Here is a 9,381-nt window from a genome sequence, read left to right on the forward strand (position 1 = left end):
ACGGCGCCGCAGCAGCCTGGCGAGTGCGCCGAGGACGCCTATCACCGCCAGTGGCTGGCGGCGCTGGAGCAGTTCGTGGTGGAACGGGCTGCCTGCCAGGCCGAGCAGATCGACCAGCGACAGGCGGCCTGGCGGGAAGCCTATCTGCGCACCCCGCACGGGCAGCCGGTCGAGCTGGCGAATGCCGAGCTGCCCGCACTGCCCCATCATGACCACGACCACGACACGCACGACCACCTGCCGCGGCCGGTAGCGGTGGCCCCGGCACGAATCCGCTAGGGCTTCGCCCTACTCGTCCTCCGGCTGGGCGATCACCTCCCAGACCAGTCCGTCGGGATCGGCGAAATAGCCGGCAAACCCGCCCCAGGCCTGCTGCTGCGGCTGGCCCGCCACCAGCCGCCCACCGGCGCCGCCGGCACGCTCGATCAGGGACTTAACCTCGTCCTCGCTACCCGCGAGCATGCTGAGGACCATCCCGCCGGCCTTGTCGGCCGTGCCCAGACGACCGAACTGCCGGGTGAAGAACCCCCGCTCGTAGAGCAGCAGGGACAGGCCGCGCTCCAGGTCGATCTTCACATAGTCGTCGCTGGTGCTGACCCGCTCCGCCGACCAGCCCAGGCCGTCGCGATAGAAGGCGGCGGTCCGCTGGAGGTCGTCCACCGCGACGCTGATGAGGTCGAGGCTGGGCTTGGTCATGCACATCTCCGTGGCTGGTCAGGCTCGGTCGGCCCGAGGCTGCGGCAGTCACGCCATGCGGTAAAGCCCGGGCCGGGCCCGCACGAGCCACGATCGCGCGAACCCAGGCGGGCTGCCTACTTGCGGGCCTTGCGCTTGGCGTAGCGCGCGTCGCGGGCGGCCTTCTGCGCTGCCAGGAGATCCTTCTCCTTCTGGCGCTCGAGTTCGGCCTGGGCCTCCAGGGCGGCCTTCTCGGCCTCGGCCTCTGCCGCCAGCCGTGCCCGCTCGGCCGCCTGGGCGGCTTCCTGCTCGCGCTTGATCGCGTCCCGCTCGGCCTTGCGGGCCTCGCGCGCCCGCGCGATGGCTACGCGCTCCGCCTGGCGGGCCGCTGCGGCCGGGTCGTTCGCGGACGCCTTGGCTCGGAAGCGCTCGAGCAGCGCCTGCTTGGCAGCCGCCGAAGCGTTGCTCCTCTCGGCAAAGCTGACCTTGTTGGATTCGATAGGACTATTTCTCATCCCCATGATGTGAGGACGCGCGGGCCGATTTCAACGCTGCGATCGCACCGGCCCGCTCAGTTCTTCGCTTGGCCACCCGGCCGCCGGGACTACCAGATCAGGTAGCCGCCATCGATCACATAGGCGGAGCCGGTCACGAAGTCGGAGGCCGGGCTGGCGAGGTAGAGGGCCAGGGGCCCGATCTCCTCGGGGTTGCCGGGGCGGCCCATCGGGATCTGGTGGACGAAAGTCTCGATCACCTCGGGCTTCAGCTCGTTCCAGCGCTTGTTGGCGTCGGTCATGAACAGGCCCGGGCAGATCGCGTTGACGTTGACGCCGCGTTGCGCCCAGTCCGCCGCGGTCGCCCGCGTGAAGTGGAGCAGGGCCGCCTTGGTGGCCTCGTAGTGCCGGCCGTGGATGCCGCGATTGGCGATGATGGCGCTGATCGAGGCGATGTTGACGATCTTGCGGCGATGGGCGTCCGTCCGGTCCAGCATCGCGCCGCCGATCAGCTTGGTCGTGAGGAACGCGCTGGTCAGGTTCAGGTCGACCAGCCGCTGCCAGGTCTCGAGCGGCATCTCCTCCGTCGGGATGTTGGCCTCGCGGTTGCCGACATTGTTGATCAGGATGTCGATCTGGCCGGGAATCGCCAGCGCCTCGCGGCAGGCCCGCTCGCAGTCCGCCGGATCGGCCATGTCGGCTGCGATCGTCCAGACCTGGCGGCCCAGCGCCCGGATCTCGTCGGCGGTGGCGGCCAGCGTCTCCTCGGTGCGCCCGGTCAGGATCACGTCGGCCCCGGCCTCGGCGATCGCCAGCGCCATTGCCCGCCCGAGCCCGCGGCTGCCGCCGGTGACCATCAGCCGCCTGCCCTCGACCCGGAACTTGTCCAGCACGCCCACTACCGTTCTCCCTCGCTCGTGGCGGGACAGAGCGGTTCATGCAGGGCGTGCCCGCGTCAAGAGGGCGCGTCGGAGGAGTGCATGGAAAGGCATCGTATCACTTGCCCGCACCGAAGCTGATATATTACTCTTCGGCGCAATGCTGGTCATCAAGACACCAGACTATCAGGGAGGCAGGCTTGCCGCTCGATCCCGACCGGCTCCTGCCGGTAGATCCCGCTGCCCGCAGCCTGGCGCGCCGGCTCCTGGCCGAAGTGACGCCCTTGCCGATCGTCAGCCCGCACGGCCACACCGACCCCAGCTGGTACGCACTGGACCAGCCCTTCCCCGATCCCGCCCGGCTGTTCGTGGTGCCCGACCACTACGTGTTCCGCATGCTCTACAGCCAGGGCGTGAAGCTGGAGGATCTGGGCGTGCCGAGCGTGGACGGCACGCCGGTCGAGACCGACGGGCGCCGGATCTGGCGGCGCTTCGCCGAGCACTACCATCTGTTCCGCGGCACCCCGACCCGGCTGTGGCTGGACCACGCCTTCGCCACCCTGTTCGGCCTGGAGGAGCGGCTGTCGGCCCGTAACGCCGATTCCCACTATGACCGCATCGCCGACTGCCTGGCCCGGCCGGAGTTCCGGCCGCGCGCTCTGTTCGAGCGGTTCAACATCGAGGTGATCGCCACCACCGAGAGCCCGCTCGACGACCTGCGCTGGCACCGGCAGATCCTGGAATCCGGCTGGAGCGGCCGGGTGATCACCGCGTACCGTCCCGATCCGGTGGTCGATCCCGACTTCCAGGGCTTTGCCGCCAATCTCGACCGGTTCGGCGAGCTCACCGGCTGCGATACCGGCAGCTGGCAGGGCTATCTCGACGCCCATCGCCAGCGCCGCGCCTTCTTCAAGACGATGGGCGCCACCTCCACCGACCACGGCCACCCGACGGCACGGACGCTCGATCTGGACGGACAGGCTGCAGCCGACCTGTTCGCCAGGGTGCGCGGCGGCAGCGCCCCGGCCGCCGAGCGCGAGGCATTCCGCGCGCAGATGCTGACCGAGATGGCGCGGATGAGCCTGGACGACGGGCTGGTCATGCAGATCCATCCAGGCTCCTGGCGCAACCACGACCCGCATCTGTTCGCCCGCTTCGGCCGGGACAAGGGCGCCGACATCCCGACCCGCACCGACTATGTCGAGGCGCTGCGCCCGCTGCTGGCCGCCGTCGGCCACCGCGCCGACCTGACCGTGATCCTGTTCACGCTGGACGAGAGCGCTTACGCGCGCGAGCTGGCGCCTCTGGCCGGCGTCTATCCCTGCCTGAGGCTCGGCCCCGCCTGGTGGTTCTTCGACAGCCCCGAGGGCATGCGGCGCTATCGCGAGCTCACCACCGAGACGGCCGGCTTCTACAACACGGTGGGCTTCAACGACGACACCCGCGCCTTTCCCTCGATCCCCGCCCGCCACGACATGGCGCGGCGGGTCGACTGCGCCTTTCTCGCCGAGCTCGTGCTGACCGGGCGGCTGGGCGAGGACGAGGCGTTCGAGCTCGCGCATGACCTGGCCTACGGCCTCGCCAAGAAGGCCTACCGCCTCTGAACCCCGGATCAGGGAGTAACCGACGATGATGCTCAACCGACGCACCGCGCTGGCCGCCGGCACCGCCCTCGCCACCACCGGCCTGATGGGCGGTGCCGCCCGCGCGCAGACCGTGACGCTGCGCTCCGCCGACATCCACCCGGAAGGCTATCCGACCGTGGCGGCCGTCCAGTTCATGGGCGAACTGATCAAGGAGCGCACTGGCGGCCGGCTGGAGGTCCAGGTCTTTCCGTCCGGGCAGCTGGGCGGCGAGAAGGACACGATCGAGCAGACGCGCTTTGGCGTCATCGACATGAACCGGATCAACTTCGCACCGTTCAACAACCTGATTCCCGAGACCCAGATCCTCTCGCTGCCCTTCCTGTTCCGCTCCGAGGACCACATGCACCAGGTCATCGACGGCGAGATCGGCGAGGAGATCGCGGCCGCCTTCGAGCCGCACGACCTGGTGGTGCTGGCCTTCTACGATTCGGGGGCCCGCTCCTTCTACAATGCCAGGCACCCGATCCAGACCCTCGACGACATGAAGGGCCTGAAGATCCGGGTCCAGCAATCCGACCTGTTCATCGCCATGATCCAGGCACTCGGCGCCAACGCCACGCCGATCCCGTTCGGCGAGGTCTATTCCGCCCTGCAGACCGGCGTGGTCGACGGCGCCGAGAACAACTGGCCGTCCTATGATTCGGTGAAGCATTACGAGGTCGCGAAGTTCTACTCGCAGACCGAGCACTCCATGTCGCCGGAAGCCCTGGTCATGTCCAAGGCCAGCTATGACCGCCTCACCCCGGAGGACCAGGCGATCGTCAAGGCAGCGGCAAAGGAGTCGGTGCCGAAGATGCGCGAGCTGTGGGTGGCGCGCGAGAAGGAGGCCCGTGCACGGGCCGAGGCCGGCGGTGCGGTCGCCAATCCGGTGGACAAGGCGCCGTTCATCGCCGCCATGGAGCCGGTCTATGCGCAGTTCGTGACCGACGCGAAGCTCCAGGACCTGGTCCAGCGCATCCGCGCCATGGCCTGAGCCGGCCCCAGTTCCGCCCGTTCCTCCAGCCGGATCGCGCCATGCCCGCTGCCGCTATTCCCGAGGATCCGACCGCTCAGCCTGATTCGCCGCTGGTCCGGCCGGTGGGGCCGCTGGCCGGGCTGCACCGGGTGGTCGGCCGGATCGCGGCGGTAGCCCTCTGGGCCGCCGCGGCGGGCCTGGTCGCCATGACCGCCGCGATCGCCTGGCAGGTGTTCGGCCGCTACGTGCTGAACGACAGCCCGCACTGGACCGAGCCCGGCTCGCTCCTGCTGATGAGCTGGTTCATCCTGCTGGGGGCCGCGGTGGGCGTGCGCGAGAGCGACCATCTGGGCTTCGAGATCGGCCTTTCCCTCGCCCCGCCGAAGCTGCGCAAGGCGATGCAGTGCACCAATTTCGCGCTCATCACCCTGTTCGGATGCGGCATGGCCTTCTATGGCGCGAAGCTCGCCGCCGGCACCTGGGATGCCACCATGTCGGGCCTGGGCATCCCGCAGGGCGTGGACTACCTCCCGCTGGTGCTGGGCGGCCTGCTCATCGCCCTGTTCGCCCTGGAGAAGCTGCTCCAGCACCTGATCAGCCGGGCAGAGGGCTGAACCGGTGGCGATGGCGATCCTGTTCGGCGCGTTCTCCTTCCTCCTGCTGATCGGCATGCCGGTCGCCTTCTGCCTGGGCATCGCCTCGGTGGCGACCGTGCTCTACATGGGCATCCCGCCGGTCGTGGTGTTCCAGCAGCTGAACTCGGGCATCAACATCTTCGCGATGATGGCGATCCCGTTCTTCATCTTCGCCGGCGACCTGATGATCCGCGGCGGCATCGCGGAGCGGCTGATCCGCTTCGCCGCGAGCCTGGTGGGCCACCTGCGCGGCGGCCTCGGCCAGGTCAACGTGCTGACCTCGACCATGTTCGGCGGCATCTCCGGCTCGGCCGTGGCCGACGCCTCGGCGGTGGGCGGCATCATGATCCCGCAGATGGCCAGGCGCGGCTATGACCGGGACTATGCGGTCAACGTCACGGTCAACTCGGCGATCATCGCCCTGCTGGTCCCGCCCTCGCACAACATGATCATCTATTCGGTGACCGCGGGCGGCAGCATCTCGATCGCCGACCTGTTCACCGCAGGCATCATTCCGGGTCTGCTGCTGGCACTGGCACTCATGGTCACCGCCTGGATCGTCGCGGTGCGCCGGGGCTATCCGGCCGAGATGTTCCCGGGCTTCGCCGCGGTCGGCCGCTACCTGCTGGCGGCCCTGCCGGGCCTTCTCCTGATCGGCATCATCTTCGGCGGGGTACGCTCGGGCGTGTTCACCGCCACCGAGAGTTCCTGCATCGCGGTGGTCTATGCGCTGCTGGTCACCGTGCTGGTCTATCGCGAGCTGGACTGGCGGGGCTTCTGCGAGGCGACGCTTGGAGCGGTGCGCACCACCGCCATGGTCCTGCTGGTGATCGGCACGGCCGCCTCGTTCGGCTGGCTGATGGCCTTCATGCAGGTGCCGGCGGCCACGATCCAGCTGATGCAGGCGATCTCGTCGGACCCGGTCGTCATCCTCCTCATGATCAACCTGGCGCTTTTGTTCCTCGGCACCTTCATGGACATGGCACCCCTCATCATCATCACCACGCCGATCTTCCTGCCGCTGGTGAAGAGCTTCGGCATCGACCCGGTCCATTTCGGCGTGATCCTGATCCTGAACGCCGGGATCGGCCTGAACACCCCGCCGGTGGGCTCGGTGCTGTTCGTTGGCTGCGCCGTGGGCGGCATCACGATCGGCCAGGCGATGCGGACGATCTGGCCGTTCTTCGGCGCGTCGATCGCCGTGCTCCTGCTGGTCACCTACGTGCCGGCCTTGTCCTTGTGGCTGCCGGCCTTGTTCCGGTGAGCGGCTGCCCGGGAGCCCAAGCTCGCCGCCAGCCACCAGCGCTACCAGCATCTCCTCAAAATTCACGCAGCCAGGAAAGGAACCACCTGATGCCCCTGTTCGCCACCACCGCCGACGCACCCTGGCAGGAGGTGGCGCCCGGCGTGCACCGCCAGGTGCTCAGCCACGACGAGAACATGATGACCGTGCGGGTCCGGTTCGAGAAGGGTGCCATCGGCGCCATGCACCAGCACCCCCACACCCAGGTGAGCCTGGTGGAATCCGGCGTGTTCGAGGCGACGATCGCGGGCGAGACCCGCCGCCTTGAGACGGGCGACATCTATCACGTGCCGCCGAATGCGCTGCATGGCTGCGTGGCTCTAGAGGCGGGAGCGCTGGTGGACGTGTTCACGCCCAGGCGTGACGATTTCCTCTGACTGCCCACAACCACATCAAACCCTTTGCGGGCACTCCAGCCCACCTAATTCAGAAGGATTGTTCCTTTGGGTTAGGTGGTTGCTGCAGGTTATCGGCCGTCGGAAGACGATTGCGGCCCGAAAGCAAGCTGGCAACAATGTTTCGCCTATTATTTCAATATTCAGCAGAACTCGTGGATACTCACCAGATCCATGGTTATAGCACCAGCTTCAGTCCTACCGAGAACCGGGAACGGTCAGATCCAGGTCTGCTGCATGTTCAGAGTAAGCCGACGCATCAAGTCTGCCTGAACCCCATCGCCGAGTTTGGACCGGGCCTTCGTCGAACAGACCGGCTTGTGTACCCCAGGAATCCCATCCAGATCGGGATGATCTGGCGAACATCTCGAGATAGGGACCTGCGGCTAGCCGCTCGATGTGGCCGTACATCTCGTCAGGCTTGCGACTGTGTTCCCGTCGCCGCGATACCACGAGCTTCTTCACATCGGTTGCGAGCCGTTTGGGATGCCCTCGCGTGGCAAGAAGGCATTGCTCGGGGTTGGCCCTTGTCCAGAAACCCATGCCGGTGAAGAAGCCTTCGCTACTGGCGTTCTGCTTTACCCAATAGAATCCTACCGTCTTGTAGGTGAAGCCCCAAGCGCGAACTACTTCCATCGCCTTATCGAGCAGGGGGTCGGTTGCCCACATGAGCAGGATCGCATCATCGGCCGCACGGTCGGCAACCGGTAGCGCCTTCAGATCATCGAGACCCATACAATCATAGTGAGCTTCCGCAGAACGCCCCTTACCCTTCACGCTAAAGGTTTTAAAAGTCCATGGAGGGTCGGCATAGATCACTCTGTACCGCTTAGATGGAAGCGAGAAGTTCATTGAGTCGGCTACGGAAGTAAGAGTTGACATTCTCTACGCCCTCCTGGACCGGAACGCCAAAGTGGGCATCAATATCTTTTCCCTTCAGCGGCCACGGTTCGCTGATCGAGCATAATCCATAGTAGAAAATCATGCGAGCATCTGTTTCCTCCACCTCAAGACCTCTGCCCTCTCCGTAAGAGCGGATAAGCATACGAAGGCAGCGCATATCCCGAAGCATAGACCGGATCTTGCCGGAGTCGTGAACGCCCGCACCACGTTTGCACTCGTATGCGCCGAGCTGGTGCGTGGCGCTGTTATACACAAGCAGATCCACCTGCAATGTGCGGACTGGAGCCCCCGTCCCATAAGGCAGCGTAGCGCCCAGTGCAGTCGTTTCCGCGCTGGCAAGCCGCTCAGCAGCTTCGGATACTTCGAATAAAGGATCGTCCCACACTTGCAGATGGGGCGCGCTCCGCAAGATTGCAGCTATTGCCTGTTCGATTATCTTACCATGTCGTTTATATGCAGAGCTAACGATGCTTGTTATTGCGGAATATCGATGCTCTACAATTGGATCATTTGCAAACCTGCTCTTACTGAGGCGGTGAATGGTCGCGTCTACCATTTGAAAAACTGGCCTCAGACTAGGCGAAACATCGTCCACCATGTCGCCACTCGATAGCTATATCATGCCCGGAAGCAAATATAACAATTAGAAAATGTCAATACTCAAGATATCAATATTTAAATAAATCGCGCAGAATACCGAGATTATTTAGGTTAAATGCAACCTAAATCCGACAGGAAGGCACGTAGTTACTCCCGTTGGCCAAGTCGACCCTCCTGCCACGTCGTCTTCTCTCCCGGTCGCATGAGGTGTTGAAAAATGATGGAGGGTGTCTTGCCAGCACCCTTCAGGGTCATCCCCGCGAGGATCAGCCGAAAAAACGGCTCACACCTCGCCCAACAGCTCGAACACCCGCTCGGTGCGCGCCCGTCCCGGCAGTTCGATCACGCCATGCGAGCGGAAGCGGAACTGGCCCTCCGCCTGGGCGTGAGTCGCCTCTGAGACCAGGATCCGGCTGCCCAGGCGCTTGTTGGCGGCCTCCAGCCGGGCGGCGAGATTCACCGCGTCGCCGATCACCGTGTAGGTGCGGGCGTGATGGGGGCCCAGGCTGCCAGCGATCACCTCGCCCGTGGCGATCCCGCAGCGGATCTCGATCGCATCCGCCGACAGACCGAACTGGTCGCGGACCCGGGCCTGCAGGTCGCGCAAGCGGGCACGCTGGGCGAGGGCCGCCCGGCAGGCCAGCACGGCCGGCTCGCCCTGCGGCGTGAACAGATGCGACCAGAACGCCATGATCCCGTCGCCGATATACTTGTCGGTGACGCCATGATGCGCGCCGATCGGCGCCGACATCTCTTCCAGATAGGCGTTCAGGAAGGCGACGATCCCGGCTGCCGGCAGTTCCTCGGCCAGGTAGCTGAAGCCCTGCAGGTCGAGAAAGGCGATGGTCGCCTCCTGTCGGCTGCCCTCGTCGATCTGGTCGGCCTGCGCGATCAGCC

General features: G+C 65.8%; 11 protein-coding genes and 1 pseudogene. 6 read left to right on the top strand and 6 right to left on the bottom strand.

Features of this window, described 5'->3' with window-relative positions; genetic code table 11:
* Nucleotides 1-279: pseudogene (locus VNS22_RS07265) on the top strand (nitrile hydratase accessory protein); the annotation flags it as partial.
* Between the two features lie 9 nt (nt 280-288).
* Here the strand turns inward: VNS22_RS07265 and VNS22_RS07270 are convergent.
* From VNS22_RS07270 to VNS22_RS07280, 3 genes are all read right to left on the bottom strand, one after another.
* The gene (locus tag VNS22_RS07270) at nt 289-696 is read right to left on the bottom strand and encodes a VOC family protein (RefSeq protein WP_325731067.1); all 408 of its coding nucleotides are present in this window, start codon (nt 694-696) and stop codon (nt 289-291) included.
* 116 nt (nt 697-812) lie between these two features.
* Complete coding sequence (locus tag VNS22_RS07275) at nt 813-1,190, bottom strand: DUF6481 family protein (protein WP_325731069.1); 378 nt, start codon at nt 1,188-1,190, stop codon at nt 813-815.
* Nucleotides 1,191-1,279: 89 nt separating this feature from the next.
* On the bottom strand, nt 1,280-2,068 hold the full coding sequence (locus VNS22_RS07280; RefSeq protein ID WP_325731071.1) for an SDR family NAD(P)-dependent oxidoreductase: 789 nt from the start codon (nt 2,066-2,068) through the stop codon (nt 1,280-1,282).
* 179 nt (nt 2,069-2,247) lie between these two features.
* On the opposite strand from VNS22_RS07280, the gene uxaC reads away from it, so the two are divergent.
* The 5 genes from uxaC to VNS22_RS07305 all read left to right on the top strand — a co-directional run bounded on the left by uxaC (nt 2,248) and on the right by VNS22_RS07305 (nt 6,963).
* Nucleotides 2,248-3,651 (top strand): glucuronate isomerase, encoded by a 1,404-nt coding sequence (uxaC, locus tag VNS22_RS07285; protein WP_325731073.1) that lies wholly within the window; start codon nt 2,248-2,250, stop codon nt 3,649-3,651.
* A gap of 25 nt (nt 3,652-3,676) precedes the next feature.
* Nucleotides 3,677-4,666, top strand: coding sequence for a TRAP transporter substrate-binding protein (locus tag VNS22_RS07290; protein WP_325731075.1), 990 nt, complete (start codon nt 3,677-3,679; stop codon nt 4,664-4,666).
* A gap of 41 nt (nt 4,667-4,707) precedes the next feature.
* Nucleotides 4,708-5,262 carry a TRAP transporter small permease gene (locus tag VNS22_RS07295; RefSeq protein ID WP_325731077.1) on the top strand — a complete coding sequence of 185 codons (555 nt, stop codon included), beginning with the start codon at nt 4,708-4,710 and terminating at the stop codon, nt 5,260-5,262.
* Nucleotides 5,263-5,266: 4 nt separating this feature from the next.
* Nucleotides 5,267-6,547, top strand: a complete 1,281-nt coding sequence (locus tag VNS22_RS07300; protein WP_349261735.1) for a TRAP transporter large permease — start codon at nt 5,267-5,269, stop codon at nt 6,545-6,547.
* An 89-nt stretch (nt 6,548-6,636) separates the two neighbouring features.
* Entirely contained in the window at nt 6,637-6,963 is a 327-nt protein-coding gene (locus VNS22_RS07305) for a cupin domain-containing protein (RefSeq protein ID WP_325731079.1), read from the top strand.
* A gap of 216 nt (nt 6,964-7,179) precedes the next feature.
* On the opposite strand, the gene VNS22_RS07310 is transcribed toward VNS22_RS07305, so the two are convergent.
* From VNS22_RS07310 to VNS22_RS07320, 3 genes are all read right to left on the bottom strand, one after another.
* Nucleotides 7,180-7,833, bottom strand: a complete 654-nt coding sequence (locus VNS22_RS07310) for an MT-A70 family methyltransferase (protein ID WP_349261736.1) — start codon at nt 7,831-7,833, stop codon at nt 7,180-7,182.
* Complete coding sequence (locus VNS22_RS07315) at nt 7,811-8,482, bottom strand: hypothetical protein (protein ID WP_325731083.1); 672 nt, start codon at nt 8,480-8,482, stop codon at nt 7,811-7,813. The genes VNS22_RS07310 and VNS22_RS07315 overlap by 23 nt, the downstream gene beginning before the upstream one ends.
* Before the next feature lie 285 nt (nt 8,483-8,767).
* Nucleotides 8,768-9,381: adenylate/guanylate cyclase domain-containing protein (locus VNS22_RS07320; protein ID WP_325731085.1), on the bottom strand; the 614-nt coding region annotated here is incomplete at its 5' end.

The sequence above is a fragment of the Geminicoccus sp. genome (assembly GCF_035556675.1).
GTDB lineage: Bacteria > Pseudomonadota > Alphaproteobacteria > Geminicoccales > Geminicoccaceae > Geminicoccus.